General features: G+C 70.3%; 24 protein-coding genes, 2 tRNA genes and 2 pseudogenes. 6 read left to right on the forward strand and 22 right to left on the reverse strand.

The genetic code is table 11. The features are described 5' to 3' along the window. Nucleotides 1-61: 61 nt before the first annotated feature. Nucleotides 62-706, reverse strand: coding sequence for a cob(I)yrinic acid a,c-diamide adenosyltransferase (locus DI269_RS12715; protein ID WP_112136476.1), 645 nt, complete (start codon nucleotides 704-706; stop codon nucleotides 62-64). 25 nt (nucleotides 707-731) lie between these two features. Between DI269_RS12715 and DI269_RS12720 the strand changes: the two genes are divergently transcribed. Beyond that, nucleotides 732-1,664, forward strand: a complete 933-nt coding sequence (locus DI269_RS12720; protein ID WP_112136478.1) for a 3-hydroxyacyl-CoA dehydrogenase family protein — start codon at nucleotides 732-734, stop codon at nucleotides 1,662-1,664. Between the two features lie 13 nt (nucleotides 1,665-1,677). Here the strand turns inward: DI269_RS12720 and DI269_RS12725 are convergent. The 7 genes and pseudogenes from DI269_RS12725 to DI269_RS12755 all read right to left on the reverse strand — a co-directional run. After that, a pseudogene (locus DI269_RS12725) lies at nucleotides 1,678-2,043 on the reverse strand (MaoC/PaaZ C-terminal domain-containing protein); the annotation flags it as partial. Further along, entirely contained in the window at nucleotides 2,007-2,375 is a 369-nt protein-coding gene (locus tag DI269_RS12730; protein WP_157974946.1) for an FAS1-like dehydratase domain-containing protein, read from the reverse strand. The gene DI269_RS12730 and the pseudogene DI269_RS12725, both read right to left, overlap by 37 nt. Before the next feature lie 52 nt (nucleotides 2,376-2,427). After that, the gene (gene rpmG, locus DI269_RS12735; RefSeq protein WP_091052442.1) at nucleotides 2,428-2,598 is read right to left on the reverse strand and encodes a 50S ribosomal protein L33; all 171 of its coding nucleotides are present in this window, start codon (nucleotides 2,596-2,598) and stop codon (nucleotides 2,428-2,430) included. Between the two features lie 96 nt (nucleotides 2,599-2,694). Next, a tRNA-Met gene (locus DI269_RS12740) sits at nucleotides 2,695-2,766 on the reverse strand. A 75-nt stretch (nucleotides 2,767-2,841) separates the two neighbouring features. Further along, nucleotides 2,842-2,914, reverse strand: a tRNA-Thr gene (locus DI269_RS12745). 97 nt (nucleotides 2,915-3,011) lie between these two features. Then, on the reverse strand, nucleotides 3,012-5,501 hold the full coding sequence (locus tag DI269_RS12750; protein ID WP_198667371.1) for an EAL domain-containing protein: 2,490 nt from the start codon (nucleotides 5,499-5,501) through the stop codon (nucleotides 3,012-3,014). A gap of 63 nt (nucleotides 5,502-5,564) precedes the next feature. Continuing rightward, entirely contained in the window at nucleotides 5,565-5,837 is a 273-nt protein-coding gene (locus DI269_RS12755) for a hypothetical protein (protein ID WP_112136484.1), read from the reverse strand. 312 nt (nucleotides 5,838-6,149) lie between these two features. On the opposite strand from DI269_RS12755, the gene DI269_RS12760 reads away from it, so the two are divergent. Together DI269_RS12760 and DI269_RS12765 are read left to right on the forward strand one after the other, a co-directional pair. After that, entirely contained in the window at nucleotides 6,150-7,109 is a 960-nt protein-coding gene (locus tag DI269_RS12760; protein WP_112136486.1) for a biliverdin-producing heme oxygenase, read from the forward strand. 242 nt (nucleotides 7,110-7,351) lie between these two features. Beyond that, nucleotides 7,352-8,095, forward strand: a complete 744-nt coding sequence (locus DI269_RS12765; protein WP_112136488.1) for a M23 family metallopeptidase — start codon at nucleotides 7,352-7,354, stop codon at nucleotides 8,093-8,095. Here DI269_RS12765 and pcrA read toward each other — a convergent pair. From pcrA to DI269_RS12785, 4 genes are all read right to left on the reverse strand, one after another. Then, nucleotides 8,092-10,320: a DNA helicase PcrA gene (pcrA, locus tag DI269_RS12770; protein WP_112136490.1), complete on the reverse strand. Its 2,229-nt coding sequence runs from the start codon at nucleotides 10,318-10,320 to the stop codon at nucleotides 8,092-8,094. The two genes, DI269_RS12765 and pcrA, sit on opposite strands and share 4 nt — an antisense overlap. Nucleotides 10,321-10,374: 54 nt before the next feature. Beyond that, a complete protein-coding gene (locus DI269_RS12775; RefSeq protein WP_269814159.1) occupies nucleotides 10,375-10,641 on the reverse strand; it encodes a chorismate mutase in 267 nt (88 codons plus the stop codon). 243 nt (nucleotides 10,642-10,884) lie between these two features. Next, nucleotides 10,885-11,991, reverse strand: coding sequence for a thioester domain-containing protein (locus DI269_RS12780; protein ID WP_198667372.1), 1,107 nt, complete (start codon nucleotides 11,989-11,991; stop codon nucleotides 10,885-10,887). A gap of 390 nt (nucleotides 11,992-12,381) precedes the next feature. After that, nucleotides 12,382-13,500, reverse strand: coding sequence for a Cys-Gln thioester bond-forming surface protein (locus DI269_RS12785; RefSeq protein WP_112136496.1), 1,119 nt, complete (start codon nucleotides 13,498-13,500; stop codon nucleotides 12,382-12,384). A 215-nt stretch (nucleotides 13,501-13,715) separates the two neighbouring features. Here DI269_RS12785 and DI269_RS12790 point away from each other — a divergent pair, with 215 nt between their 5' ends. Then, the gene (locus DI269_RS12790) at nucleotides 13,716-14,966 is read left to right on the forward strand and encodes a phosphatidylserine decarboxylase (protein WP_112136498.1); all 1,251 of its coding nucleotides are present in this window, start codon (nucleotides 13,716-13,718) and stop codon (nucleotides 14,964-14,966) included. Here DI269_RS12790 and DI269_RS12795 read toward each other — a convergent pair. Together DI269_RS12795 and guaA are read right to left on the reverse strand one after the other, a co-directional pair. Continuing rightward, on the reverse strand, nucleotides 14,963-15,883 hold the full coding sequence (locus DI269_RS12795; protein WP_112136500.1) for an NUDIX hydrolase: 921 nt from the start codon (nucleotides 15,881-15,883) through the stop codon (nucleotides 14,963-14,965). The two genes, DI269_RS12790 and DI269_RS12795, sit on opposite strands and share 4 nt — an antisense overlap. Before the next feature lie 31 nt (nucleotides 15,884-15,914). Then, nucleotides 15,915-17,459, reverse strand: coding sequence for a glutamine-hydrolyzing GMP synthase (gene guaA, locus DI269_RS12800; protein ID WP_112136502.1), 1,545 nt, complete (start codon nucleotides 17,457-17,459; stop codon nucleotides 15,915-15,917). A 57-nt stretch (nucleotides 17,460-17,516) separates the two neighbouring features. Between guaA and DI269_RS12805 the strand changes: the two genes are divergently transcribed. Continuing rightward, the gene (locus tag DI269_RS12805) at nucleotides 17,517-19,601 is read left to right on the forward strand and encodes an FUSC family protein (RefSeq protein WP_112136504.1); all 2,085 of its coding nucleotides are present in this window, start codon (nucleotides 17,517-17,519) and stop codon (nucleotides 19,599-19,601) included. Here DI269_RS12805 and DI269_RS12810 read toward each other — a convergent pair. The 3 genes from DI269_RS12810 to DI269_RS12820 all read right to left on the reverse strand — a co-directional run bounded on the left by DI269_RS12810 (nucleotide 19,598) and on the right by DI269_RS12820 (nucleotide 22,551). Further along, on the reverse strand, nucleotides 19,598-19,897 hold the full coding sequence (locus tag DI269_RS12810) for a hypothetical protein (RefSeq protein ID WP_112136506.1): 300 nt from the start codon (nucleotides 19,895-19,897) through the stop codon (nucleotides 19,598-19,600). The genes DI269_RS12805 and DI269_RS12810 overlap by 4 nt on opposite strands. A 4-nt stretch (nucleotides 19,898-19,901) precedes the next feature. After that, nucleotides 19,902-20,687: a Bax inhibitor-1/YccA family protein gene (locus DI269_RS12815; RefSeq protein ID WP_157974948.1), complete on the reverse strand. Its 786-nt coding sequence runs from the start codon at nucleotides 20,685-20,687 to the stop codon at nucleotides 19,902-19,904. 151 nt (nucleotides 20,688-20,838) lie between these two features. Next, complete coding sequence (locus DI269_RS12820) at nucleotides 20,839-22,551, reverse strand: bifunctional metallophosphatase/5'-nucleotidase (RefSeq protein WP_112136510.1); 1,713 nt, start codon at nucleotides 22,549-22,551, stop codon at nucleotides 20,839-20,841. A gap of 373 nt (nucleotides 22,552-22,924) precedes the next feature. Here DI269_RS12820 and DI269_RS12825 point away from each other — a divergent pair, with 373 nt between their 5' ends. Then, nucleotides 22,925-24,124, forward strand: coding sequence for an acyl-CoA dehydrogenase family protein (locus DI269_RS12825; protein WP_198667373.1), 1,200 nt, complete (start codon nucleotides 22,925-22,927; stop codon nucleotides 24,122-24,124). An 82-nt stretch (nucleotides 24,125-24,206) separates the two neighbouring features. On the opposite strand, the gene DI269_RS12830 is transcribed toward DI269_RS12825, so the two are convergent. The 5 genes and pseudogenes from DI269_RS12830 to DI269_RS12850 all read right to left on the reverse strand — a co-directional run. Continuing rightward, nucleotides 24,207-24,815, reverse strand: coding sequence for a GAF domain-containing protein (locus DI269_RS12830; protein WP_198667374.1), 609 nt, complete (start codon nucleotides 24,813-24,815; stop codon nucleotides 24,207-24,209). 11 nt (nucleotides 24,816-24,826) lie between these two features. Beyond that, nucleotides 24,827-25,429, reverse strand: a complete 603-nt coding sequence (locus DI269_RS12835; protein ID WP_112136512.1) for a GTP-binding protein — start codon at nucleotides 25,427-25,429, stop codon at nucleotides 24,827-24,829. Beyond that, complete coding sequence (locus tag DI269_RS12840) at nucleotides 25,407-25,778, reverse strand: DUF742 domain-containing protein (protein ID WP_112136514.1); 372 nt, start codon at nucleotides 25,776-25,778, stop codon at nucleotides 25,407-25,409. The genes DI269_RS12835 and DI269_RS12840 overlap by 23 nt, the downstream gene beginning before the upstream one ends. Continuing rightward, the gene (locus DI269_RS12845) at nucleotides 25,778-26,200 is read right to left on the reverse strand and encodes a roadblock/LC7 domain-containing protein (protein WP_112136516.1); all 423 of its coding nucleotides are present in this window, start codon (nucleotides 26,198-26,200) and stop codon (nucleotides 25,778-25,780) included. Before DI269_RS12845 ends, DI269_RS12840 begins: the two co-directional genes overlap by 1 nt. Next, nucleotides 26,200-26,683 (reverse strand): annotated as a pseudogene (locus DI269_RS12850) (hypothetical protein); the annotation flags it as partial. The gene DI269_RS12845 and the pseudogene DI269_RS12850, both read right to left, overlap by 1 nt.

Here is a 26,683-nt window from a genome sequence, read left to right on the forward strand (position 1 = left end):
TTTTCGATATTTGCGCGCATGCATGTTACCGCTCATATCCTTACCCGTGTTATCGCTCTCGTCAAGCACGGGCACCGCTCCGCAGCCGTAACGATTTCACAACACGCCGCGAGCGCCCGCTCGGTAACCCCTGCGAGCCCCGCGGCGCCCACAGCACGTCGCCGCCCGGATTCGCCTTGCGCGCCAACACGAACAGCAGGTCCGAGAGCCGGTTCAGGTACGTCACCGGCACCGCGTGCGTCACGTCCGGCTCGGACTCCAGCAGCGCCCACACCGACCGCTCGGCCCGCCGCGCCACCGTGCACGCCTGGTGCAGCAGCGCCGCGCCGGGCGTCCCGCCGCGCAGGATGAACGACCGCAGGTTCTCCAGATCGGCGTTGCACTCGTCGATCCAGCCCTCCAGACGGGTCACATAGGACTCGTCGATGCGCAGGGGCGGGTATTTCGGACTCTCGGCCACCGGCGTCGACAGGTCGGCGCCGACGTCGAACAGGTCGTTCTGGACCGCGAGCAGGATCGCGGTCTCCCGCTCGCCGATCTCGCCCGTCTGGAGCGCGAGCGCCGAGCCGATGACCGCGTTCGCCTCGTCGACGTCGCCGTAGGCCGCGAGCCGCACATGGGTCTTGGGGACGCGGGTGAAGTCGGCGAGGCCGGTCGTGCCGTCGTCGCCGGTTTTCGTGTAGATCCTGGTGAGATTGACCGCCATACCCCCGACCATATAGCCTCCCCCCATGACACAAGTCGCGGTAATCGGTTCGGGACTCATGGGTTCCGGGATCGCACAGGTCACAAGCCTCGGCGGTTCCGACGTCACGCTGATCGACACGGACGGGGGGGCGCTCGACCGGGCGCTGGCGGCGATCCGCTCCTCCCTCGACCGCTTCGTCGCCAAGGAGAAGACCACCGCGGAGGCCGCCGATGCGGCCCTCTCGCGGATCGCCACCTCAACGGATCTCAAGGCCGCCGCGGGCGCCGAGATCGCGGTCGAAGCGGTCTTCGAGCGCCTCCCGGTCAAGCAGGAGGTCTTCCGGCAGCTCTCGGGCATCGTCTCCCCGGAGACCGTGCTCGCCACGAACACCTCGGCGATCCCGATCACGGAGATCGCCGCGGCCGCCACGCACCCCGAGCGGGTCGTGGGCACCCACTTCTTCTCGCCGGTCCCGATGATGAAGCTGTGCGAGCTCGTGCGCGGCATCCACACCAGCGACGAGGCCCTCGCTGCGGCCCGCGCCTTCGCCGAGGCCGCCGGGAAGACCTGCGTGGTCGTCAACCGGGACGTCGCGGGCTTCGCGACCACCCGCCTGATCTGCGCCCTGGTGAACGAGGCGGCCCGGCTCGTGGAGAACGGCGTCATCTCGGCCGAGGACCTCGACACGGCCTGCCGGCTCGGCTTCGGCCACCCGATGGGCCCGCTCGCGACCGCCGACCTCACCGGCATCGACGTGATCGCGCACGCGACCGAGAACATCTACGAGGACACCGCGGACCCGCAGTTCTTCCCGCCGGCGCTGCTGCGCCGCCTGGTCGCCGCGGGCGAGATCGGCCGCAAGAGCGGCAAGGGGTTCTTCGACTACGCGGAGTTATCCACAGGGCTGTGGATAAGTTCGCCACCAATGTCGCGCGGGCGGGTGCGAGCACCCGCTCGCCGGCGCTGGTCGCGGTGATCGCGAGTTCGACCGAGCCGTCCGCGCTCTTGCGGACCTTGCCCTCGACCTCGACCGCGGTGCCGCCCTCGGGTACGACCACGGGCTTGGCGAAGCGGGCGGTGAACTCGGTGAGCCGGGCGTCGATCCCGGCGTCGGCGACCCATTCGAGGATCGCGCGCGAGACCAGGCCCATCGTGTACATGCCGTGGGCGATCACGTTCGGGAGCCCGGCGGCCTTGGCGGCGGCCTCGTCGAGGTGGATCGGGTTGTGGTCCCCGGAGGCGTCGGCGTACCGCTGGAGGTCCGCGCGCTCGACGGGGTAGGAGGCCGTGAAGACGACGGCCCCGACTTCGAGGTGGTTCACTGCGGGTCTCCCGCCACGAACAATGTGGTCCACACCTCGGCGGCCACGCCCTCGCCGTCGTCGACGGCGGTGCGCAGCGACAGGAGGTCGTTCCCGGCGACGGTCTTGATCGACTCGACGGTGACCGTGCAGGTCACCTCGTCGCCCGCCCGCAGCTCCCGGTGGTACGCGAAACGCTGCTCGCGGTGCAGGACGCGGCTCCAGTCGAGCCCGAAATCGGGGTCGTCGATGAGCCGGTCCGCCGCGGGCAGCGTCAGCGAGATCAGGTAGGTAGGCGGGACCACACCGGTGTCGGGGAGGCCGAGGGCCTCGGCGAAGCGGGTCACCGATTCAGCGGTGACCGCCACCGGTGGGGTGGTCGGCAAGGACCGGCCTGCATACGAAGCGTTGAGCATGTACCGAGGGGGCGGGGAAGACTTAGCGGGTCTCTTTGTGGACCTGCGAGGTCTTGCAGCGCGGGCAGTACTTCTTGAGCTCGAGCCGGTCGGGGTTGTTCCGCCGGTTCTTCTTCGTGATGTAGTTGCGCTCCTTGCACTCCACGCACGCCATGGTGATCTTGGGGCGGACGTCGGTAGCCTTGGCCACGATGAGTGCCTTCCTCTAGCGGAACCCGCCGGTCGGCGGGCTCTCCCTGCAAAACAAAACGGCGACCAGCGTAACGCAGTGGTCGCCGATTGCCAAAAGTAGCGATGGGCAGGATCGAACTGCCGACACAACGATTATGAGTCGTTTGCTCTACCACTGAGCTACACCGCCGTGTGCTCACTGCCGCCAGATTGGCTCTGGGTGAGCAGTCCGACACCGTTCCGCTTGCGCTTCGAGGTGTCTCCGAGCCCCCTTACGGAATCGAACCGTAGACCTTCTCCTTACCATGGAGACGCTCTGCCGACTGAGCTAAGGGGGCGTTCGCGAGGCTTCCCTCGCGGCCTTGACAAGAGTACATGACGGCGCCCGCCAGGCCGAACCGGGGCCCGCGTTGCGGTGCGGGCCACAGGCCCGTCTCAGACCACCCGCAGGCGGGTCTGGCCGCGGGTCCAGCCCTGCCCGTCGAGCCACGCGGCGAAGCGGTCGGGGGGCAGCGGGCGCGAGAAGTAGTACCCCTGCCCGGCCTCGCAGTGGAGCTCGCGGAGCTGCTCGACGGTCTGGTGCGACTCGATGCCCTCGGCGACCACGTCGATGGCGAAGTGCCTGGCGAGGCCCAGGACGGCCTCCACGATCGCCTTGTCGTCGTCGTCGGTGGCCATGCCCTGGACGAAGCGCAGGTCGATCTTGATCTCCTGCACCGGCAGCCGCCGCAGGTACGCGAGCGAGGAGTACCCGGCGCCGAAGTCGTCGACGGACAGGCGCACGCCCATCTCGTGGAGCCGGTCGAGCGCGGGGGTGAGCCGCGGCTCGCCGGAGACCACGTCGTCCTCGGTGATCTCGAACGTGAGCCGCTCGGGCGGCACGCCGTGCCGGTCCAGGAGCGCCTGGACCCGGTCGGGGAACCCGGCGTCGGCGAGCGTGCGCGGCGACAGGTTGACCGACATCGGCAGCGGCCCGTCCTCCCCGGCCCATTCGGCCGAGCGCTTCAGGGCCTCGTCGAGGACGGTGTCGGTGAGCTGGCCGAGCTGCCCGGTGGACGCGGCGATCGGGATGAACTCCTCGGGCGCGACGGTCCCGTACGTCGGGTGCGGCCACCGCACGAGCGCCTCGGCGCCGATGACGGCCCCGCCCGCGTCCAGGGCCCGGTCGAGCCGGACCTTCGGCTGGAAATGCACTTCGAGCCGGCCCCGGTCCAGGGCCCGGCGCAGGTCGGCGGCGAGGCCGATGCGCCGCAGGCTCTCGGATTCGAGCCCCGCGTGGTACAGCTGGACGCCGTCGGCGGCGGTCTTCGCCTGCCTCGTCGCGCCGTCGGCGCGCTTGAGGAGCTCGTCGGCGTCGGCCGCGAAGTCGGGGTGCGTGACGACCCCCACGGCCGCCGAGAGGCTGACGGCGACGCCGCCGACCTCGAACGGCCCCTGGATGCCCGCGCGCAGCCGCCGCGCGGTCTCCACGGCCGCTTCGGTCGACGCGAGCCGCGTCTGGAGGATGAACTCGTCGGAGTCGATGCGCCCGATGAACGACGCCGCCGGGGCCTGCTCCTTGAGCCGGCGCGCGAACTCGCGCAGCGCGGTGTCGCCGGCCTCGTGTCCGAGCGCGTCGTTGATCTCGTGGAGCGAGTCCACATCGAACATGAACACGGCCACGACCTCGTTCGCGACGGTGATCGACAGGGCCTCCTGGAGCGCTTCGAGCGAGCGCCTGCGGCTCGGCAGGCCGGTGAGCGGGTCGTGGTAGGCGTCGTACCGCAGCTGGTCGAGCAGCCGCTCGTTCTGGACGGCGATGCCGACGCTGGCGGCGATGGTCTCCAGGAGCTGGAGGTCGAGCGGAAGGAAATGGGAGAGCTCACCGCCGATGCGGTCGGCGACCGAAAGGCAGCCGTAGACCTCGTCGCCGGAACGCAGGGGGACGAGCATCGCGCCGCGCAGCCCGGCGGCTTCGAGTTCGGCGAACTGCTCGGGGCCGCCGTTCTTGGGGCTGAGAAGGACGCCCTCGCCCGACTCCATGACCTGGCGCTGAAGGTTGTCGGGGATGGGGTCGAGGTCGGTGAGTCCGGCGTCGTCGACCGCGGAGGTGAGCCGGATCTGGGAGTACCGGCCCGAAGCCGGGACCCACACGGTCGCGGACTCGGCCGACAGGATGTCCCGCAGGCGGCCCAGCATCGCGTCGATGAGCCGCTTGGAGCTGACGGAGTCGACGACGAGCTGCGTGAAGTCGTTGAGCTCGCGCAGCACCTGCCGCTGGCGGCGCAGCCCCATGTAGCTGCGGGTGAGGTACACGAGGGCGATGACGATGAGCCCGATGAGGACGCCGGACCAGATGGTCGCGTCCAGGAGCACGAGGAAGATCACGCCGACGCAGGCGGCGAGGACCGGGCCGACCATGGTGAGCAGGAACCCGCTCCATGCCTTGACGACGGCGGCCCAGCCGGACAGGAAGTAGAGCATGGCCGACATGAAGACCGTGCTGACCAGTCCCATGAGGAGGATCGCGGAGACGAGGATGAGCCAGGTCCTCGTCGAGGAGGCCGCGCCGAGGTGCATGTACTGGACGTACAGCGCGGCGACGACGGTGCCCGCAGTGGTGATGCCGGTGTTGAACGTCGGTTTGAGCAGGCCGATGTCCTCGCGGATGTATCGGCGCCCGAAGAACAGGCCCGCGGCGAGGAACTTGGTGGCCACCACCCAGAACGGCGGGAGGTAGAACAGGGCGATGACCATCGGGATGTCGGTCAGGTTGAACGAGATCGCCACGCCGCGGGCGTGGTGCTGGACCAGCAGGCCCTGGCACAGGAAGAACGCGGCGACGAACAGTACGAGCTGCGTCACCGGGTAGGTCTCGGGAGGGCCGAAGAGGACCAGGCCGAGGATGCCGGTGCCGAGGACGACACCGGTGGTCACCCTCGCCATGACGCGGTCGAACGCCGCGCGTCGCTCTCCCGTCATCGGCATCTCGGCGACCGCCCTCCGCGGCTAGCTGAGTTCGCCGGAGCCGCGGATCGAGGTGACGCTGAGCTCGCCGGAGCCGCCCGCGATGGTGACGTCGCTGAGTTCGCCGGAGCCGTCGGTCTCGTCGTCGCTGATCTCACCCGAGCCGCCGCCGTTCGCATCGGCAGGGGCGGCGGTGCTGATCTCTCCGGAGCCGCCGCCTTCGTTGGCGCTGATCTCACCCGAGCCGCCGCCTTCGGAGGCGATGTTCGCGGTTCCGACGACCAGGCCGAGGGCAATCAGGCCAGCGGCGACCACGGCGCCGAGTCTCTTCAAAAGTCTGGCCGGTTTCACAGGGCCTCCCGTGAGTGGTGGGTACGTTCAGTCAAGGGGACCAGTTGAGCCCATGGTGCCACAGTCGCGTCGCACTAGGGAAGGCTTGCGACCGTGATTCTCGTGCTCTTTCTGGTTCAGCCGTACGTGTGAGTAGGGCAGGTGGCCATTCTCGCCGATGACCTGACGGCGTTCGCTGACGGGTCGGCCGTTCGCAGCCCATGACACGGCGGGCCCCTGTAGGTTAGGCTTGCCTTACTCTCGAAGAACTTCACATCCCGATAAGGAATGACGCCCATGTCTGCTGACACCGCCTCCGCGATGTCGTTCTCGGCCCGGATCCGCGAGGCGTCGTGGTCGCGCCATCAGGGACTCGACCCCTCCGCCGAAGCGGACGCCGAACGCGCGCCGGGCCTGTTCGACCGCCTCTTCGACGGCTCCCTCTCCGTCGACGACTACACCCGCTGGCACGCGCAGCAGTTCTTCGTCTACGAGGCGATCGAGGCCGCGGGCGACCGGCTCGCCGACGATCCCGTGGCCGGGCCGTTCGTGTTCCCCGAACTCGCGCGCACGGCGTCGATCGAGGCGGACCTGCGGTTCCTCATGGGCCCCAAGTGGCGTTCGGGCATCGAGCCGCTCTCCTCGACGCGCGCCTATGTGGACCGCGTCACGGCCGCCGCGGCCGAGCCGGGCGGTTACGTCGCTCACGCCTACACCCGCTACCTCGGCGACCTCTCCGGCGGCCAGGCGTTCGGGAAGGCCGCGCGGCGCAACTACGGCTTCGAGGACGAGGGCGCGTCCTTCTACGTGTTCGCCGGCATCACGAGCCCGAAGGCGTTCAAGGACGAGTACCGGGCCCGCCTGGACGCGATCGACCTGCCCGAGGACGCCAAGGCCGCGCTCGTCGAGGAGATCCTCCTCGCCTACGACCACAACGGATCGGTCCTGTCCGAACTGGGCGCGAACCTGGGGAGGAACCCGTTCGAGCCGAAGGTCGTGGCCGCGATCTGCCACCACATGAACGTCGACCACGCCGACGACACGCTCGTGATCTGCCGCGGGACCGGCGGCCAGCCGGAGGCGCACGCGGCCCGCATGACCGGCTTCGACGGGGACGGCGCCGACTTCGCGGCCGCCGTGAACGGCAGCGAGGTCGCGATCCGCATCGACTGGGCCCAGCCGCTGACCGAGCGCGCCGAGGTCCGCCCCGAGATCGTGCGGATCTTCACCGAATCGAAGGAACGCCTGGGCGCGTAGCCCTTACCTTTCCTTATTGTCCTGATTGTCGCGACACGCCGGGCGGTGACGAATCTCCCCCGCCCGGCGTTCGCAGCGCTACCGTGGGCCGGTTGCCAAGCTCACGGACGGCCCCCCGGAGCCGCGCCAGTCCGCGGCCCGACGCCCCGTCCGATGAGTCCGTCACGGGCTGTGCGAATTTATGACTCGCAAGCTTCGTCAAGGGGGAGCATCGATTGTCAGACACCGGACCGGTAGCCGCCTTGTCGATCAGGCGTCACGCCGCCCGGCCGCACCGCACGAGGGGCCAGCACCGCGCCTCGTGGGCCGCAGAACTCTCCCCGCTGCTGGCGGGGACCCAGCGCCGCTACACCGCCGTCGTCGGCTCGGCGGTCGCCGGCGCGTCCATCGTCGCGATGGCGACCGCCGCCGGGATGCCGTCCGGTGAGGAGCCCGCCCCGTCGCGGGCCGTGGACGACATCGCCGCGCTCGCCGCCGAGGCGAGCGTCCCCCAGGCGTCCAGCGCGGACGGCTCCGCGTCCCCCGCCTCCGCCGCGGCCGACGAGGCCGCCGCGCAGTCGGAGCGGACCACCCCGGTCACGGGGCAGGACGCGCAGATCCAGTGGAAGCCGATGCTCGACGACATCACGATCACGTCGCTGTTCGGGCAGCGCTGGGGCCGCAACCACAACGGGGTCGACTTCGACGCCGAGACCGGCGACCCGGTCTACGCCGCGTACCCGGGCACGGTCAAGCACGCGGGCTGGGAGTCCGGCTTCGGGAACCTGGTGATCATCGACCACGGGGACGGCGTGGAGACCTACTACGCGCACAACTCGGCGATCAACGTGCAGCCCGGCGACTGGGTCGACTCGGGGACGCACATCGCCGACGCCGGGAACACCGGGTTCTCGTTCGGCTCCCACGTCCACTTCGAAGTGCACGTGAACGGGGAGCCGGTCGAGCCGCTGAACTACCTGGCCGGCGCGGGCCTGGACCTCCGCTAGAGCTTCGTCACCGGCGCGAGGCGCAGGATCACCCATTTGGGTTCGCCGTCGCCGAAGTCGATGCGCGCCTGGGCCCGCGGGCCCGAGCCCTTGAGCTCCACGACGCGGCCGAGCCCGTACTTGTCGTGGGTGACGCGGTCGCCCACGTCGAGCACCGGCACATCACCCGAGTTGCGCATGACGATCGGCTGCCCGAACGAGGGCGACTTCGACTTGACGACCCGCGGCGGCGGCGGGGCCGACTCGGACCACTCGACCAGGTCGCCGGGGATCTCGGCGAGGAACCGGCTGGCGGCGTAGTACTGCGGCTGCCCGAACACGTTCCGGGTCCCCGCGCGCGTCAGGTGCAGGTGCTTGCGGGCGCGGGTGAGGCCCACGTACGCGAGGCGCCGCTCCTCCTCCATGTCGCCGGGCTTGCTCATGGACCGCTCGTGCGGGAACAGCCCGTCGTCGAGGCCGGTGAGGAACACCGTGTCGAATTCGAGGCCCTTGGCGGTGTGGAGGGTCATGAGCGTGACGACGCCGCCCTCCTGCGCCTCGGGGTCGGGGATCGAGTCGGCGTCGGAGACGAGCGCGACGTGCTCCAGGAACGACGGCACGTCCGCGTTCAGGTCGGCCTCGTCCTCCTCGGTCGTGCCGCGCACGACCTGCTCGGTGAACTCGTGGGCCACCGCGACGAGCTCCTGGAGGTTCTCGATGCGGCCCTCGTCCTGCGGGTCCTTGGACTGTTCGAGCCCGTCGAGGTACCCGGTGTCGGCGATGAGCTTGTCGAGCACCTCCTCGGGCGGCGCGGTCTTCGCGAGTTCCGTTGCGGCGTCGATGATCTCGCAGAACCGCTTGATGCCGGGCCGGGCCCGCCCGGAGATCCCGGCGGCCTCGTCGGCGCGGTGGAGCGCCTCGGGGAAGGAGACCTTCAGGCGCGCGGCGAGCGCCTCGACCTCGGCGACGGCGCGGTCGCCGACGCCGCGCTTGGGCGTGTTGACCACGCGCATGGCCGAGACGGTGTCGTCGGGGTTCGCGGTGAGCTTGAGGTAGGCGAGCATGTCGCGGACCTCTTTGCGCTCGTAGAACCGGACGCCGCCGACGACCTTGTAGGGGATGCCGCGGCGCACGAAGACCTCTTCGAACGCGCGCGACTGCGCGTTGGTGCGGTAGAAGATCGCGGTGTCGCCGAAGCTCGTGTCGCTGGCGTCGACGAGCTCGTCGATCCGCGCGGCGACCCAGGCGGCCTCGTCGTGCTCGTTGTCGCCGGTGTGCCCGAGGATGCGCCCGCCGGGGCCCTCGTCGCTCCACAGGCGCTTCTCGCGGCCGCGTTCGGTGTTGTTGCGGATGACCCCGTTGGCGGCGTCGAGGATCGTCTGCGTGGAGCGGTAGTTCTGCTCCAGGAGGATCGTCTTCGCGTCGGGGAAGTCGCGTTCGAACTCGATGATGTTGCGGATGGTGGCGCCGCGGAACGCGTAGATCGACTGGTCGGCGTCGCCGACGACGACCAGTTCCGCGCGGTCGTCGCCGGTGCCGACGAGTTCGCGCACGAGCGTGTACTGGGCGTGGTTGGTGTCCTGGTACTCGTCGACCATGACGTGCCGGAACCGCATCCGGTACAGCTTGGCGACCTCGGGGAACGCCCGGAACAGGTGAACCGTGGACCCGATGATGTCGTCGAAGTCGACGGCCTGGGCCAGGCGCAGGCGCTCGTCGTACTGCGAGTACACGTCGGCGACGAGCTTCGCGCGGGCGTCGTCGGCGGCGGAGGCGGCCTGGTCGGGGCCGATGAGCTCGTTCTTGAGCCGGGAGATCTCGGCGGCGAGCCAGCGCGGGGAGTGCTTCTTGGAGTCGAGGCCGAGGTCCTTGACGATCTGGGTGAGCAGGCGTCGGGCGTCGTCGGTGTCGTAGATCGTGAAGCTGGGCTTCCAGCCGAGCCGGTGGGCTTCGCGGCGGAGGATCCGCAGGCACGCGGAGTGGAAGGTGAGGACCCACATGGCGCGCGAGCGCGGGCCGATGAGGTCGTCGACGCGTTCGCGCATCTCGGCGGCGGCCTTGTTGGTGAACGTGATCGCGAGGATCTCGCCGGGGTGGGCGCCGCGCTCGCTCAGCAGGTACGCGATGCGGTGGGTGAGGACGCGGGTCTTGCCGGAGCCGGCGCCGGCGACGATGAGCAGTGGCGATCCGGCGTGCTCGACGGCTTGGCGTTGCGGTTCGTTGAGGCCGGTCAGAAGGTCATTCATCGCGGTCAATTATGCCGCGCCGGGTACGACACTTTCCGGCGCGGCCATCGCCCATTAGAGGGGTCCGCGGCCCGCGCGCAGGACCAGCATCGCGATCTGCACGCCGTCCTCACCCAACGCGGTGCGGTACTTCTCGAGGATGGCGCGCTCGCGGTCGAGGACGAGGCGGGTGCCGCCGTTGGCCATGCGGATCTCGCCGATGCGTTTGGAGACGGCGGCGCGGCGCTGCCAGATGCGGATGAGCTCGTCGTCGAGGGCGTTGATCTCGGTGCGCAGGGCTTCGAGCTCGTCGGTGGTCACTTCGGTCTTGGCGGTCATCAGGGTCTCCTTGCGAGCGGATCGGAACTTTGTCCGGGCGGTGGCCCTGGGCGTGAAAAAAGGCCCCGGGCGGTTGTTCCGCCCGGGGCCTGTAGGTCTGTGTGTCAGCGCGACGACCTACGGCTCGGACGGTTCCGGCCGTAGTAAAAGTAAAATCGCGCGCTCTGAGTCACGCCGCAAGTATGCCACACGCCCGCCGGTCCAGCCAGCGGGCGTGTGGTCGTTATCGCACTGTTTCAGTGCTGTTTAGCTGTCCGAGCCCCAGTCGGCGCGGGCGGCGGCGCGGCGGCGCATCATGACCATCGCGACGACGCCGGCGGCCAGGACCGCGCCGCCGATGGTGGCGACGTAGGTCAGGCTGGTGCCGGTGACGGGGAGCTGCGGCTTGGGCGACTCGCTGGGGGTCTCCTCGACGACGATCTCGAATTCGAGTTCGGCGGCGTACTCGGAGGTGAACTCCTCGGCGAGGATCAGGCGCTGGCCCTCGACGTCGGCGCCCTCGGCGTCGACCGGCACGAAGGTGCGGCCGGCCGGGGTGGTCCAGGTGATCGTGTCGGTCACGAGCTTGACGGAGCCGGTCGCGGCCTCGTCGAACTGGACGTAGAACGTCTGCTCGTTCGTGAACTCGGTGACCTCGTCGCCGTTCTCGTCGACGATCGTGGCGCCCTCGGGCTGCGCGAAGGTCAGCGAGTCGAAGTTGGTGGAGACGGTGAAGGGGCCGACCTTGGCGCCGTCGGTGACGGCCTCGGAGTCGTCGACCTCGAAGTACGGCTCGAAGTCGGGCTCGTCGACCGGCTCGGAGTTCTCCAGCAGGTAGTCGTGGACCGCGAGGACCGCGGTGTCGACTCCGGCCTCACCCTGGGTGGGGTTGCCGGCGTTGATGGCCCAGCCGTCGGTGAGCTCCCAGATGGCGGCCTGGGTGCCGGCGTAGGCGACCTGCTCCTGGGTGTAGGGGTCGATGTTCTCGGAGGCGACGCCGGCGGCTTCGAGGAGCTCGGCGGCGTTGGTGCCGTCGTAGCCGTTCAGGAGGACGCCGAGCACGAGCGGGAGGTCCTCGACCGGGATGTCCTCCCAGGGGCGCTCTTCGTGGATCAGGGCCTCTTGGAGGCCGACGTTGATCTGGATGCAGTAGACCGTGCGGGTCTCGCCGTCACCGAGGTCGAGGCCGAGCATGACGGCCGTCGGGTTGTGGGTGTCGCCGTTGAGGCGGATCCCCGGCTCTTCGACGACGGTGCCGGACGCTCCCGACGGGGTGGGTTCCTCGTCCTGCGCTTGGGCCGCGGCGACACCGCTGAGTCCGAGCATGACGCCCGCCGCAGCGGCGACCGTCCCTTTCAGGGCTTTGCTCATCATTCGTTGAAGTCCCTTTGCTTTTCCGAGGGATTGACGCGTTGAATCTTCCTGGGACACGTTAGCGGTCGCCTGCCGGTTGCACGCGGGGCGTGCGGGATTGTGAACTGGGGACCCTTTGCGGGGCAACGAAAGCGGCGCGACCTCGATGAGGTGCGCCACTATAACGATTCGGTATCGGATCACGCTGTGCAGTGGGGACGGTGACGGGAGGCGACTGGTGGGACGCGAGTGGCCGGAACCCGAGCGGATCGCTTGCCCGAGTTCCGGCCGCACCATGCGCCGGGCCGAGATCAGAACCGCGGAGCGCGCCCGGGTCCGGACCGGGTCGAGGTGGTCCGGAACGCTCCTGCGGCAGCGGACGGGCTGGGGGCCCGCCCGCGTCCGTGAGGTCTAGTGCGTCGCGTTGTTGCGGCGCTTGGCGAACACGATGGCGGTGAGGCCGCCCATCAGGAGCGCCAGGCCGGCGGCGAAGGCGACGGTGAGGCTGGAGCCGGTCTTCGGCAGCTGCGCGCCGCCGGACTCGCTGGGCCGGTCGGTGGGGGCGTCGAGGGCGAAGCGCCACTCGGCGGGGACCTCGCCGGCGCGCGGCTCGGCGAGGATGAGCTTCTGGGACTCGCCGGAGATCACGCGGTTGGCGGCGTCGCCCGAGAGCGAGGCCTCGGTGGTGGCGAGGAAGACCCGCCCGACCGGGAGGTCGTACGCGGCCGTGCCCTTGACGGTGATCTCACTGGAGCCCTCTTCGAGGACGATCCAGAACTGCTCGCCGTCCTGAAGGGATCCGACCTCGTCGCCGTTGGCCTTCTCCAGGCGCCCGCCCTCGGCTTCGAGCTCGACGGGCCCGGCGTTGGAGCGGATCGTGTAGGGGCCGAAGCGGCCGTCCTCGTAGCCCGCGTCCTCCTCGCCTTCGAGGTCGACGACGAACTCCGAGGGGTCGGGCACGCGCCCGGTGTCCTCGGTGAGGTGCTCGTAGACCGCGAGGACCGCCTCGTCCTCGCCGTCGTTGCCGCCCTTGACCGGGTTGTCGGCCAGGAGCTCCCAGTCGTCGGTGAAGTGCCAGACGGCGGCCTGGGTGCCCGCGTAGGCGACCTCGGCGACCTCGTCGTCGCTCCAGTCCGGGTTGACCTCGCCGCCGGAGGCCTCGATGAGGTCCGCGGCGCCGACGTTCGGGTAGCCGCTGAACAGGACCCAGCGGACCGATTCGAGGTTCGCGACGCCCGACTCCTCCCAGTCGCCTTCGGCGTAGGGGCTCTCGGTGTCGAGCGGGGTCCGGATGTCGATGCAGTAGACCGTGTAGGTCTCCTCGGAGCCGTGCGGCGTGAGGCCGAGGAGGTTGGCCCACACGTCGAACCGCTCCCCGTCGAGGCGGCCGCGCAGCTCCAGGCCCGGTTCCGCGGTGGGGTCGCCGGTGACCGGCTCGGACTCCTCCTGCGCGAACACGGGTCCTCCTGTGAGGACGGCGGCGAGCACCGCGGCTGCGGCGAGCGGAGTGCGGAACGTCTTGAGACTCATCGTGATTCGGTCCTCCTGGGAGTGGATGCGAGGTGTGAGGTCCCTGTCGTGTGGAGAACGAGCGCCCCCGGCGCGGCGGCTCGGCCACTCCCCCGAACGATGTGGAGAATCCTCCGAAAGTACGAGCCCAAACCAGGGCAAGGGTCGCTTCCCGCACTCGCGCAACACGCGAGCGCGGGCCGGAGCATCCGGGCCCGCGCTCTATAGTCGGAGTCATGCCGATCTCGAAAGCCGCCGCTCGCGGCATCACCGACGAATTCGCCCGGCGGAGGGGCCCCAAGACCGGGCTGGTCGTGGGCGCGTCCTGGGGGAACCCGGTGCTGACGGCCGCGCTCGAAGCGCTCATGCCCGCCGACCGGCTCACCGTCGTCGCCGACACCCACTCCATTGAGGACCTGCGCGCGTCGCTGGCCGCCGAGGGCTCCTGGACCGCCGGGAACGTCACCGCCGTCGCGACCCTCGAAGAGGCCGAGCCCGCCGAAGAGGTCATGCTCGCGGGCCCCGTCACCGTCGAGGCCGAGGCGTTCATCGACGACATCGCGCTGCTGCGCGAGAAGGTCGAGCCCGGCGGGGTCCTCTCCTTCGCCGCGACCCTCACCGCCCCAGCCCGCGAGGAGATCGCCGAACTGGTCGCCGACTACGGCATCGGCACCGACCTGATCGTGCGCTCGCTCCCGCCCGTGCGCATCCACAAGCTCCGCATCGGCTCCGCCTCCAAGCACGAGGGCGAGCCGCGAGCGATCGCGCCCGCCGAGGACCTCGCCCCGGCCTGGCGCGCCTCCTCGGTCGCCGTCACCCCGAACGTCCACCTCGACTCGAACGGCGTCATCGCCGCCGGGCTCCTCCTCGGGACCGCTTGGGCCGCAAGGAAGATCCGGCCCTCGTCGAAGGCGTGGGTCCTGCCCGCGCTCGCCGCCGTCCCCGTGGCCGCGTTCTTCCGCGACCCGCAGCGCGACGCCGACCTGCGCGGCGAGGACGATGAACCGGAGGCGGTCATCGCCGCCTCGGACGGGCGCATCATGGCCGTGGAGACCGTCGTCGACGAGCGCTTCGGCGCCGCCACCGGCTCGGCCGGGTCCGAGTGGCTGCGCATCGCCGCGTACCTGTCGCTCACCGACGTGCACATCAACCGCTCCCCCGTCGCGGGCGAGGTCGTCGACGTGTTCACCGAGAAGGGCGGGTACTCGAAGGTGGGCACGGCCGAGGCCGAGAACAACGCCGCCTGCTACACCGTGGTCGCGACCCCGCGCGGGCGCATCGTCATCGCCCAGCGCACCGGCGCGGTCCTGCGCCGCATCGTCAACCGCACCAAGCCCGGCGCGTCCCTCGCGAAGGGCGAACGGTACGGCCTCATCCGCTTCGGCTCCCGCACCGACGTGTACCTCCCCGCGGGCGCCGCCGAAGCCGCGGTCGTCCCCGGTGAGCCCGTCCGCGCCGGCGAAACGGTGATCGCCAGATGGCGTTAAGCCTGAGCCGCGAGGTTCTTCAGGTCCACCACTTGGAGCGCGTCTTCGACGGCCGCCGACAGCGGCAGGTCGTCGAGCGCGTCGGCGTTCCACCAGCGGGACTCGCTGGTGGAGCCGCCCGCGGCCTCCACGACCTGCGCGGCCGACGGGTCGGGGACCGTGGCCGAGTAGATCGCGCGGACCCCGTGCCAGTCGAGCGGGTACCCCTCGGGGCCGATCGCGCGGCGGTGCCGGAACGACGTGACGTTGAGCAGGGTCCCGACCAGGGCCTCCTGGCCGGTCTCCTCGTAGATCTCCCGCGCGACCGCGGCCTCGGGGGACTCCCCGAAGTCGACGCCGCCGCCGGGCAGGTGCCAGGTCCCGCCGCCGGGGTAGCCCTCGGCGATGCGGGCGAGCAGGATGCGGCCGTCGCCGTCGGCGACGACCCCGTACGCGCCGAAGCGCTGGCCCCGCCTGCGCCGGCCCTTCTTGGCCTTCGCGGGCGGGACGGGCCGCGTCTCCTGCGGTGCCTTGTCGACGCGCCCGGCCAGCCGGTCGTCGGCGAGCCCGAGGGCCGCGGACACGAACGGCGAGTGCGCCTCGGCGGCGGCCCGGGACGGCTCGACCCATTCGGCGGCGTCGCTGGCGAAGTCGGCGTCGGGACCGCTGGTCACCGAGGCCGTGTAGATGATGGCGTTCGTGTGGACGCCGCGGCGCGCGACGGCGACGGCCTCCATGGGCTTGCCGACGGCCACCTCGTACCCGGTGTGCTCCCCCACGAGCCGCCCGGCGGCCCGCTTGGGAGGCTCGCCGTGGTCGAGGACCCCGCCGGGCAGGTGCCAGGGCCCCGCCTCTCTGCCCGCGCGCTTCCGGCGCGTCAGCAGGACCCGGCCGTTCTCGTCACGTACCTCCCCGTACGCAGCTATCCGGAATTGCATCCCTCAACTGTACGGCGTGTTGACGGGACGACTACTCCCATTCGATCGTGCCCGGCGGCTTCGAGGTGACGTCGAGCACCACGCGGTTGATGTCGGCGACCTCGTTGGTGATCCTCGTGGAGATCTTCGCGAGCAGCTCGTACGGCAGACGGGACCAGTCGGCGGTCATGGCGTCCTCGGACGAGACGGGGCGCAGGACCACCGGGTGCCCGTAGGTGCGGCCGTCGCCCTGGACGCCCACGCTCCGCACGTCGGCGAGGAGGACGACCGGGAACTGCCACACCGACCGGTCGAGGCCGGCGGCGGTGAGCTCGGCGCGGGCGATCGCGTCGGCGGCCTTGAGGATGTCCAGGCGCTCCTTCGTGACCTCGCCGACGATGCGGATGCCCAGGCCGGGGCCGGGGAACGGGTGGCGCCACACCATCGCCTCCGGCAGCCCCAGTTCGAGGCCGATCGCGCGGACCTCGTCCTTGAACAGGGTCCGCAGCGGCTCGACGAGGGCGAACTGGAGGTCGTCGGGGAGGCCGCCCACGTTGTGGTGGCTCTTGATGTTCGCGGTGCCGGTGCCGCCGCCGGACTCGACCACGTCCGGGTACAGGGTGCCCTGGACGAGGAAGTCGATGCCCTGCTCCTCGGCGATGCCGCGCGCGGCCGCCTCGAACGTGCGGATGAACTCGCGGCCGATGATCTTGCGCTTCTCCTCGGGGTCCGTCACGCCCTTCAGAGCGGTGATGAACTGCTCCGAGACGTCCACGGTCCGCACGTCGATGCCGGTGAGCTGCGCGTAGTCCTTCTCGACCTGCTCGGCCTCGCCGGCCCGCAGCAGCCCGTGGTCGACGAACACGCACGTGAGCTGGTCGCCGACGGCCCGGTGCACGAGCGCGGCCGCGACCGAGGAGTCCACGCCGCCCGAGAGGGCGCACAGGACGCGCTTGTCGCCGACCTGCGCGCGGATCGCCTCGACCTGCTCGTCGATGATCGCCGAGTTCGTCCAGTTCGGCTTGATCCCGGCGATGTCGTGCAGGAAGTGCCTGATCACGGCCTGGCCGTGCGGGGTGTGCGCGACCTCCGGGTGGTACTGGACGCCCGCGAGCCTGGATTCGAGGTTCTCGAACGCCGCCACGGGCGCACCCGCGGTCGTCGCCACGACCTCGAAGCCCGCGGGGGCCTCGGTCACGGAGTCGCCGTGGCTCATCCACACCGACTGGTGCTCGGGCAGCCCGTCGAGGAGCTTCGAAGCGCACAGCACGTCGAGCTCGGTCCCGCCGTACTCCGACAGGCCCGTCTTGGCGACCGTGCCGCCCAGGGCCTTCGCCATCGCCTGGAACCCGTAGCAGATCCCCAGCACCGGCACCCCGGCCGCGAACAGGGCCGCGTCCACCTGCGGGGCGCCCTCGGCGTACACGCTCGAAGGGCCGCCGGACAGGATGATCGCGGCGGGCTCCTTCGCGAGCATCTCCTCCGCGGGCATGGAGGAGGGGACGATCTCCGAGTAGACGTGGGCCTCCCGGACGCGGCGAGCGATGAGCTGCGCGTATTGGGCCCCGAAGTCGACCACCAGCACCGTTTGTCGCATGCCACCAGGGTAACCGGTAGTCGTCCTCACACCAGTAGGCGCGGCTACCCTTTTGACGTGCTCAACAACCCGGGCGTCGACGAGTCGTTCCGCCGGGTCGGCGACGACCTCAGGTCGTGGACCCCCGGCGAGGCCGCGCCTGTCCTCGCGGTGCGCGCGGCCTGCGGGATCGCCGTCGCGATGGCCGCCGTCGCGCTCCTCGACCACCCCGGCTGGGGGCAGGCCGCGATCATGGGCGCCTGGCTCGGCGGCGTCGCCCTCCTCACCCCCGGCACCCGCACCGGGCCCTCGCTCCCGCTCCTCGTCGGCCTCGCCGGGGCCGTCGGGGTCGCCTTGGGCGCCATCGGGAACCCGGTCGTCCTGGTCCTGGCCGCGGCCGCGTATGCGTTCACGCTCACGTTCATCGGCTCCGTGACGCACGTCGCCGGCGTCACGTTCACCGTCTCCGGCATCATGTTCTTCCTCGCCGAGCACATCACCACTGGCACGACGGTGCTGCTCGCGGCGGCCGCGGTCCTCGCCGGCGGCGTCCTCCAGGCCGTGATGGCGCTCCTGCCCCCGTACTTCCGGTGGGCCGAGGACCGCCGCACCCTCGCCGAGGCGTGGCTCGCGCTCGCCGCCGAAGCCGAGACGCTCGCCTCGAACCCGGACGCGCCCTTCGACACTGAGGCCCTCCACGAGGCCGCCCGCGAACTCGACCGCCGCCGGGTCCTGCCCGCCGCGATCCTCGAAGCGCGCCGCCAGATCTACGCGATCTCCGCCGCGATCGGCCGCACCGCCTCCGCGCGCGCCCGCGCCGACGCCCAGGACCGCGACACCGTCGCGTTCTACTCCGAGGCATTGGAGATGGCCGCGCGCCTGCTCACCCACTTCGCCGGGCGCATCACCGCCCGCCGCCCCGCCGACCTCGACTGGGACGACCTCCTCGCGGGCCTCTCCCAGAACCCCATGGCCACCACCACAGGCACCATGCCCACCGAGATCGGCGGGCTCCTGCGCACCCTCCACGACACCGGCGGCTTCGCCGAGCGCATCACCGCCGGTGGCGACGCCGTCGTCGCCGACCCCGCGCTCGCCCACGTCTCCTCCACGGCCCGCCAGGCCCTCGGGCAGCTCCGGGCCCGCCTCCACCGGCACGACCCGGTCATCCAGCACGCGCTGCGCCGCGCCGGCGTCATCGCGCTCGCCATGACCATCGGCCTGCTGTGGCCCACCGGCCACGGCTACTGGATCCCCCTGACCGCCTGGCTGGTCCTGCAAGCGGACTTCTCCGGGACCCTCACCCGCGGCACGACCCGCGCGGTCGGCACCACCGGCGGCGTCCTCCTCGCCTCGCTCCTCGGGCTCCTGATCCCCGAGGGTCAGCTGTGGATCAGCCTCACGATCCTCGCCTACGCGCTCATCGCGTACCTGACGCGGCCGGTGTCGATGCTCGTCTTCGCGGCCGCCGTCTCCGGGTTCACGGTGTTCCAGATCGACCTCACCGGCGAGAACCCGGTCCTCGCCGCGGTCGACCGGGGCGCGTGCACCCTCGCGGGCGCGGCCCTCGCGATCGGCTTCTACGTCCTCGTCCCGACCTGGCAGACCCGCCGCCTCGGGGACCTCCTCGGCGACCTCGTCGACGCCTACCGCGACTACGCGCGCCTCGTCCTCGACCGCCAGGCCCACCCCGCCGACTACGACCGCAAGACCATGCACGCCGCGATCGACCAGGTCCGGGCCCGCCGGGCCGCCCTCACGCAGGCCGCGGACCAGGCGAAGGCCGAACCGATCGGCGGCCCCGGGCCGCTTTCGGCAGATGTGCTCGGCGCCGAGGCGGCGCTCTCGCGCGCTGCGCGGGCGCTCGTGGCGGTGAACGCGACCCTCGGGCGCGACGACCAGGGCGCTACGGGGTTGAAGGGTGTCGACGACTTCGCCGACGCTTTGGACGCGGCTTACATGCGGCTGGCGGCGCTGGCGCGGAACGCGGCGCCGCCGCGCGGCATCGACTTGAGCGACGCGACGCAGCGGCTGGACCGGCGACTGGGCGCGATCGAGGACCGCGCGACGCGCACGAGGCGCAACGTCCTGCGCTGGGAATCGGACAACGTGGTGGACGCGCTCGACGACGCGGCGCTGCTGATGACCGGGTGGATCGACTAGAACAAGTCGCTTCTCGCTGCTGCTATCGCTTCGTCCGCGGCCTTGACTTGGCTTGAGTCGAGGGGTTCGAGCTCGATCAGATCGACCCCGACGACCTGCAACTGGTCCGGCAGGCTCATGTCGTTCGGCAGGCGCGGCACGGGTCGGCGCTCGCGGCCTTCCGCATCGGCAGCGATGTCGGCGAGGGCCTGCACCAGGCCGTGCATCGTGTCGGCGTGGGGAAGCCAGCGAGCGGGCGACCAGTGGCGCGTGCCTTCGACGACGCGCCCGATCGCCCGCTCAAGTTCGGTGCTCAATGGCCTACCGCTGGAAGTACGAGAGCAGGCGCAGCAGGTTCCAGTACAGGAAGATGAGGCCCGCGGTGAGGCCGAAGGCGCCGGCCCACGCGAACTTCTTCGGGGCGCCGTTGTTGGCGGACCACTCGATGACGTCGAAGTCGATGATGAAGGAGAACGCCGCCCACAGGGTCAGGGCGATGATGATGATCCACTGGAGGCCGCTCACCGAGCCGGTGACGCCGGCGAACAGGCCGAGGTCCACGCTGAACAGGGCCGCGACGAAGTTCACCAGGAGCAGGGCCGCGATGCCGAAGCCCGCGCCGACCATGACCTTGGTGAAGATCGGGGAGTTCTTGAGGATGCGGAACTTGTAGAGCGCGAGCATCCCGAAGAACACGAGGACCGTGGCGAGGAGCGCGTTGACGACGATCCCGGGGTAGCTGGCCTCGAAGATCGCGCTGACGCCGCCGAGCACGAGGCCCTGGCCGATCGCGTACACGAACGCGAGGATCGGGTTGGTGATCGGGCGGAACCAGGAGAAGAGGATGACGCCGATGCTGACGAGGCCGCCGACGATCGAGAGCATCTGGACCGTGGCGAGGGCTTCGGCGTCGGCCGTGGCGATGCCGTTGGCGGTCATTCCGTAAGTGACGAGCGCCGCCACGAAGGTCGCCGCGACGAGGGCGACGGTGCGCACCACGACGTCGTCGATCCGCATGACCTGGGCCTGCGGGGCCTGGGTCATCTGCCCGTAGGGCCCGTACGCCGCGCCCATGTGCTGCTGCTCGTTGTACTGCGCCTTCGCCATGCTGCGAAGGGATGAGTTCCTGCTCTGCATTGCCATGACCTGCGGTCCTCCGTGATGTTCAGGGTGGTACCAGACTATCCGGTTCGCGCTTTGAATACGAATAGCGGCGGGGACCTTACGGCCCCCGCCGCATGTGAATCTACTCAGGAACCTAGGAGACGATCGTGATTCGGCCGAGCTCCGGGGCCTGGAGCGGCGTCGCGCTGGTGCCGAACTCGGCGATGTAGTCCTCGAACGCGTCCACGTCGAGTTCGCCGAAGAGGCGGTTCTGGCCTTCGGCGAAGGCGTAGAACGAGTCGCCGCCGTCGGCGAGGAACGAGTTCACCGTGACCCGGTAGGTCTGGTCGGCGACGATCGGCTCCCCGTTGAGCGACAGCGAGTCCGCGACGATCTGGTCGGTCCCGGTCTTCGTCTTGTCCCACGTGTACGTGAAGCCCTCGGAGACCTGGAGGACCAGCGTCGTCGAGCGGCTCGCGCTCGGCAGCTGCTGCTGGAGCGCGGTGAGGATCTGCGCGCCGGTCAGGTCGAGCGTCACGACGTAGTTCGCGAACGGCTGCACGGTGAACACCTCGCCGTACGTCGCCTCGCCTGGAGTCCCCTGCGTGTAGAGGAGGTCGGCTCTGACGCCGCCGGGGTTCATGAACGCGATCTCCGCGCCCCCGGTATCCGTACTACTGGTGTTCCACAGCTGCGCGTCGGCGATGAGGCTCCCGAGCGGGAACTCCTCCGCCCTGGTGGCGCCGCGCTTGATGTCCTCGGCGATGTAGCCGACGACGCGGCCCCCGGCCTCGGCCGCGAGCGGGCCGTACTCCTCCAGGATCGCGGTCTGGTCCTCGTCCTTGGCGACGTCGCGGGTGACGACGGTGTTGGAGCCGACGACGGTGGAGCGCACGATGTCCTTGGTGCGCTTGTCGTAGGTCGCGTCGATCTCGGTGAACACGCGGCCGTAGTTCGACGCGGAGGTCACCAGGCGCGGGTTGCCGTTCGGGTCGTCCACGGAGCAGACGTACTCCTGGTGGGTGTGGCCGGAGACGATGACGTCGACGAGCGGGGTCATGGTCTCGGCGATGTCGACGATCGGGCCGGACATGCCGGTCGCGGTGCCCGCGGCGGACTCGCAGTCGTGGCCGGTGTCCTCGGTGACGGGGATGCCGCCCTCGTGGAGGAGCACGACGATCGCGTTGACGCCCTTGCGCTTGAGTTCGCGGGCGTACTTGTTCGCGGTCTCGACCTCGTCCTTGAAGACCAGGCCCTCGATGCCGGACTTGGAGACGATGTCGCCGGTGCCTTCGAGGGTCATGCCGATGAAGCCGACCCTGACGCCGCCGCCGAAGTTCTTGATCCAGTACGGGTCGAGGACGGGCCGGCCGGTCTCCTCGTCGACGACGTTCGCGCCGAGGTAGGGGAAGTCGGCGCCCTCGAAGTCCTCGTCGCCCTCGATGATGCGGTTGAGCTCCTCGAACCCGGCGTCGAACTCGTGGTTGCCGACCGAGGAGACCTCGACGCCCATGGCGTTGAGCGACTCGATGGTCGGCTCGTCGTCGAAGACCGCCGACATGAACGGGCTCGCGCCGATGAGGTCGCCGGCGGCGACGGTCGTCGAGTAGCGCTCGCCCTCGCGGGCCTGGTCGAGGTGGGTGGCGAGGTACTCGGCGCCGCCGACCGGGGTGGTGTACCCGGGCCAGGTCAGGCTCGACGAGGCCTCGATGTTGCCGTGGAAGTCATTAATGGCCAGGAGCTGGAGGTCGACCTCGCGGCCGTGGCCGCCGGCGTTCGCCGACCAGGCCCCGACGGCCAGCGTGGTCGCCGCGAGCGCGGCGGCGCCGACCGCGGCCGTGAGGCGGCGCGTCTTGGTATGGAACATGGCTCTCCGTACAGAATGGGGTTGATGGGCGGGGCATGGAGTCCCAGCTAGATCCAATCATGGGACGATTGCCCGCGAGTCAACGCAGCATAACGCCTTGATATAGGGCGGGCAACGGTCGAACGGGTTAGCACGGCGCCGCCGATCGCACATCGTCACTCCCGGGATTTGGGAGGAAACGGTTTCGTTGGCCCCCAACGGTTCGTTACCGCCACGTAACCGTCGTAGGTCCACTTTGCCGACCCTTGCCCCATGCGATAACGGTTGCTACAGTCACTGCGAGAACACTTCGCATATACAGCTTGTCACTTGGTGGGGACCACCGCACCTGGTGCGGACATCGACGAGCGCACGCCCACAGGGGGGTTACCCGTTGACGACCGGCTATTTCACGACCGAACAGCACGACGTCCTGAGAGCCCGGGTCCGGGACTTCGCCGAACGCGAGGTCCGCCCGCTCATCCCCGAGATGGAAACCCGGAAGACCGTCCACCACGAGTTGTCCCGGCTCATAGCCGCGCAGGGCTGGCTCGGCGTCACCATACCCACCGAATACGGCGGGATGGGCATGGGCCACTTGGCGAAGACCATCATCATCGAAGAACTCGCGAGAGTCTCCGGTGCGATGGGCGCCATGGTCCAAGCGTCCCAGCTCGGCGTCGCCAAGATCCTCCACTTCGGATCCGACGAGCAGAAGAAGACCTGGCTCCCCAAGGTCGCCGACGGGACCTGCCTCCCCACCATCGCCGTCACCGAGACCGCCTCCGGCGGCCACGTCCTCGGCATGCGCGCCAAGGCCGTCCGCGACGGCGACGACTACATCCTCAACGGCCACAAGGTCTTCGTCGGCAACAGCCACGTCGGCGACCTCCACGGCGTGGTCGTGCGCACCGGCCTGGGGCCCAAGGGCCTCACGGCCTTCCTCGTCGAGGCGGACCGGCCGGGGTTCGCGCTGGCACCGCAGCAGTCCACGATGGGCCTGCACGGCTTCAGCTTCGGCGAGCTGCTGTTCGAGAACTGCCGGGTGCCCGCCTCGAACCGGCTGGGCGACGAGGGGGACGGCCTCGCGGTCGCCTACTCGTCGTCGATCCTCTACGGGCGCGCCAACCTCACCGCCGTGTCGCTCGGCATCCACCAGGCGATCCTCGACGCCACCGTCGAGTACGCCTCGGAGCGCGAGCTCTACGGCCGGCCCATCGCCGAACTCGACAACATCAAGCAGAAGATCGGGCAGATCACCTCGCGGCTGATGACCGCCCGCATCACCGCCTACCACGCCGCGGACCTGCTCGACCAGCGCAAGCCCTGCGACATCGAGCTGATGAACGCCAAGCTCGTCAACGTCGAGTCCGCACTCGACTCGGCGCGCGAGGCCATGGAGATCCACGCGGCCATCGGACTCACCACCGAGCGGCCGGTCGAGCGGTTCCTGCGGGACGCGTACCACATCTTCGCGCCCGCAGGCACTTCCGACGTGCAGCGCCTTCGGCTCGCCGAGGCGGCGATGGGACGGACCAAGGGCCAGTGGTCTGAGCGCATCGACGCCGCAGGCGGCGCCGTGGCAGTGCACTAGAGCGCACCATCCGGAGGGATCGGCCGGAGCGGCGCGCGGAAAGAGGAGGCGGGAACCCGCCTCCTCTCTTTTCTTGCCGCGCTTAACCCTGGAGCGGGTTCTCGGTCCCGTACGGGTCCCGCGGCTCCGGCTGGTTGCGTTCGCGGATGCGGTCCATCACCTTGGCCGCCATGCCCTTGATGATGTCCAGGCCCGGCCGGCCCCAGTCGTGCGTCTCGGTGTCGACCACGCACACCGTCCCCAGCGTGTTCCCCTCGTCGTCGATCAGCGGCGCCCCCAGGTAGGAGCGGATGCCGATCTTGTCGACCACCGGGTTCCCCGCGAAGCGCGGGTAGTCGCACACGTCGCCGAGCACGAGCGCCTTGCCGCGCACCACGACGTGCGGGCAGTACCCGTGGTCGCGGTCCATCTCGCGGCCCACCTCGACCGCCTCCCCCGCACCCGCGATGGCCTGGTTCCCGGCGTCCGCGTCCGGGGCCGCCAGGCCCGCGAAGTACTGCCGGTCCTCGTCGATGAAGTTCACCATCGCGTAGGGGGCGCCGGTGAGCTCGGTGAGCTCCTTGGCGAGCGCGTCGAACTCGGGGTCCGGCAGGTCGCCGATCCCCATCTGGCGCAGGCGTTTGACCCGTTCTGTGGCGCCCGGGTCGTCGGGCGTGATCGTGAGTCGGAACTCGTTCTCGGGCATGGACATTGCTGGCTCCTTTACCGGACGCTCGAAGCAGCGGCCGACATCAGGTGCTTGGTCAAGGTGACCAGCACCAAGGTTGCGGAACGTGGATCGCGTGCGTCGCAGCAGACGATCGGGATATTCGGTTTGAGGTCCAGAGCGGCCCTGACTTCCTCCGGCTCGTAGTGGAAACCGGTCTCGAACTCGTTGACCGCCACGATGAAGGAGGTCCCGCGCCGCTCGAAGAAGTCGAGCGCCGGGAAGCAGTCCTCCAGCCGCCGCGTGTCCGCGAGCACGACCGCGCCGAAGGCCCCGTCCGACAGCTCGTTCCACATGAACCAGAACCGGTCCTGCCCGGGGGTGCCGAACAGGTACAGGATGTGCTGCTGGTCCAGGGTGATCCGCCCGAAGTCCAAGGCCACCGTCGTCGTCGTCTTGTCCCCGACGCCCGTGAGGTCGTCGGTGCCGATCGAGGCGGTGGTGATGGTCTCCTCGGTGCTCAGCGGCTCGATCTCGGAGACCGCTCCTACGAAGGTGGTCTTGCCGACCCCGAAGCCCCCGGCGACGAGCAGCTTGATGGCGGTGGGCAGGACTGGTTGTTGTGCGGGCGCTCGGTCAGAGTCGCCGTTGTAGGCCATTGAGGAGTGCCTCCAATACGGTTCTGTCGGTGGGATCGACGGCGGGATCGGGTGAGTGGGCGGTGACGGCCCCGCAGTCCACGAGGTCGGACAGCAGGACCTTGATGACCATCGCGGGGAGCCGCAGGTGGGCCGAGACCTCTGCGACGGAGATGGGCTCCCGGCACAGGATCAGCGCTTCGGCGTGCTCGGCCTCCAGCTGCGAGGGACGCAGCTGCCCGGTCGAGCGGACCAGCGACAGCAGGTCCAGCTTCGCCGTGGGGGCGGTGCGCCCGTTGCTGACGGTGTACGGCCGGACCAGCGGCCCCGCGTCCTCGTCGAGCAGTGGCCGGTGCTCGAAGTCGCCCATCAGCTCACCATTTCGCCGCTGGGTCTCCGCACCGGTGTCTCGAGGTACGGCCGCACGCTCTTGACCAGGATGGACATCTCGTATCCGAGCACGCCCGCGTCCGCCTCCCGCCCGGCCGTCACGGCCAGGACCGCGCCCTGGCCCGCGGTCGAGACGAACAGCAGCGTGTCCTCCAGCTCCGCGACCACCTGCCGGACCCCGCCGGCCGAGCCGAACTGGGCCCCCGCGCTGCGGGCCAGCGAGAACATGCCCGACGCGATCGCCGAGAGCTGGTCGGCCTGGTCGGTGCCCATGCCGTGGAACGCCTTCTTGATGCCGTCCGAGGACAGCAGGAGCGCGCTGCGGGTGTGCGGGACCTTCCTGATGAGGCCCGCCAGCAGCCAGCTGAGATCCGTGTGGGCGCCTGCCTCGTCGCCTGCCATTAGAACTCCTCATTCCTGTAAGAAGAAACGGAATCGTTGGGGATCTGCGGACTGCCGTCCGCGCGCTGCTGGCCCTGCTGGAACGCCGCCATGAGTCCGGGGTCGTGCCCCAGGTCCGCCCCGCGCGACGACGGGGACGGGTCGTCCCGCAGCTGCGGCGCGAGGTGCGTCTGCTTGCTGCGCTTGGGCAGGGCGGGCCGCCCGTCGGCGTCGAACGCCGGCTGCTGGCCGTAGCCGTTCGGGCGGGGCGCCTCGATCGCGGCCATCTCCGCGGTCACCGGCAGGGCGCCGGTGTTCACCGAGGCCGGGGTGTACGCCGGGGCCGGCGCGTCCATGCGGGGCGCGGCGTTCGCGTACGGAGCGTTGGCGTACGGGGCGTTGCCCGCCGAGGGCAGGGGGCGCAGCTGCACCGACGGCAGCTGCGGGGGCGTCTGCGCGCCCGGCTGGCGCACCGGCATGCTCGCCGCCGGGGGCGCGGCCGGG

The organism is Glycomyces dulcitolivorans (genome assembly GCF_003265355.1).
In the GTDB taxonomy this organism is placed as follows: domain Bacteria; phylum Actinomycetota; class Actinomycetes; order Mycobacteriales; family Micromonosporaceae; genus Glycomyces; species Glycomyces dulcitolivorans.

Excerpts from the sequence above, each read along its gene's own strand:
- DI269_RS12820 (WP_112136510.1), bottom strand. The coding sequence starts at position 22,551 with ATGTTCCATACCAAGACGCGCCGCCTCACGGCCGCGGTCGGCGCCGCC.
- DI269_RS12715 (WP_112136476.1), bottom strand. The coding sequence starts at position 706 with ATGGCGGTCAATCTCACCAGGATCTACACGAAAACCGGCGACGACGGC.
- pcrA (WP_112136490.1), bottom strand. The coding sequence starts at position 10,320 with ATGAATGACCTTCTGACCGGCCTCAACGAACCGCAACGCCAAGCCGTC.
- DI269_RS12750 (WP_198667371.1), bottom strand. The coding sequence starts at position 5,501 with ATGGCGAGGGTGACCACCGGTGTCGTCCTCGGCACCGGCATCCTCGGC.
- DI269_RS12785 (WP_112136496.1), bottom strand. The coding sequence starts at position 13,500 with ATGAGTCTCAAGACGTTCCGCACTCCGCTCGCCGCAGCCGCGGTGCTC.
- DI269_RS12790 (WP_112136498.1), top strand. The coding sequence starts at position 13,716 with ATGCCGATCTCGAAAGCCGCCGCTCGCGGCATCACCGACGAATTCGCC.
- DI269_RS12780 (WP_198667372.1), bottom strand. The coding sequence starts at position 11,991 with ATGATGAGCAAAGCCCTGAAAGGGACGGTCGCCGCTGCGGCGGGCGTC.
- DI269_RS12845 (WP_112136516.1), bottom strand. The coding sequence starts at position 26,200 with ATGGCAGGCGACGAGGCAGGCGCCCACACGGATCTCAGCTGGCTGCTG.
- DI269_RS12760 (WP_112136486.1), top strand. The coding sequence starts at position 6,150 with ATGTCTGCTGACACCGCCTCCGCGATGTCGTTCTCGGCCCGGATCCGC.
- guaA (WP_112136502.1), bottom strand. The coding sequence starts at position 17,459 with ATGCGACAAACGGTGCTGGTGGTCGACTTCGGGGCCCAATACGCGCAG.
- DI269_RS12830 (WP_198667374.1), bottom strand. The coding sequence starts at position 24,815 with ATGTCCATGCCCGAGAACGAGTTCCGACTCACGATCACGCCCGACGAC.
- DI269_RS12840 (WP_112136514.1), bottom strand. The coding sequence starts at position 25,778 with ATGGGCGACTTCGAGCACCGGCCACTGCTCGACGAGGACGCGGGGCCG.
- DI269_RS12720 (WP_112136478.1), top strand. The coding sequence starts at position 732 with ATGACACAAGTCGCGGTAATCGGTTCGGGACTCATGGGTTCCGGGATC.
- DI269_RS12815 (WP_157974948.1), bottom strand. The coding sequence starts at position 20,687 with ATGGCGAAGGCGCAGTACAACGAGCAGCAGCACATGGGCGCGGCGTAC.
- DI269_RS12795 (WP_112136500.1), bottom strand. The coding sequence starts at position 15,883 with ATGCAATTCCGGATAGCTGCGTACGGGGAGGTACGTGACGAGAACGGC.
- DI269_RS12835 (WP_112136512.1), bottom strand. The coding sequence starts at position 25,429 with ATGGCCTACAACGGCGACTCTGACCGAGCGCCCGCACAACAACCAGTC.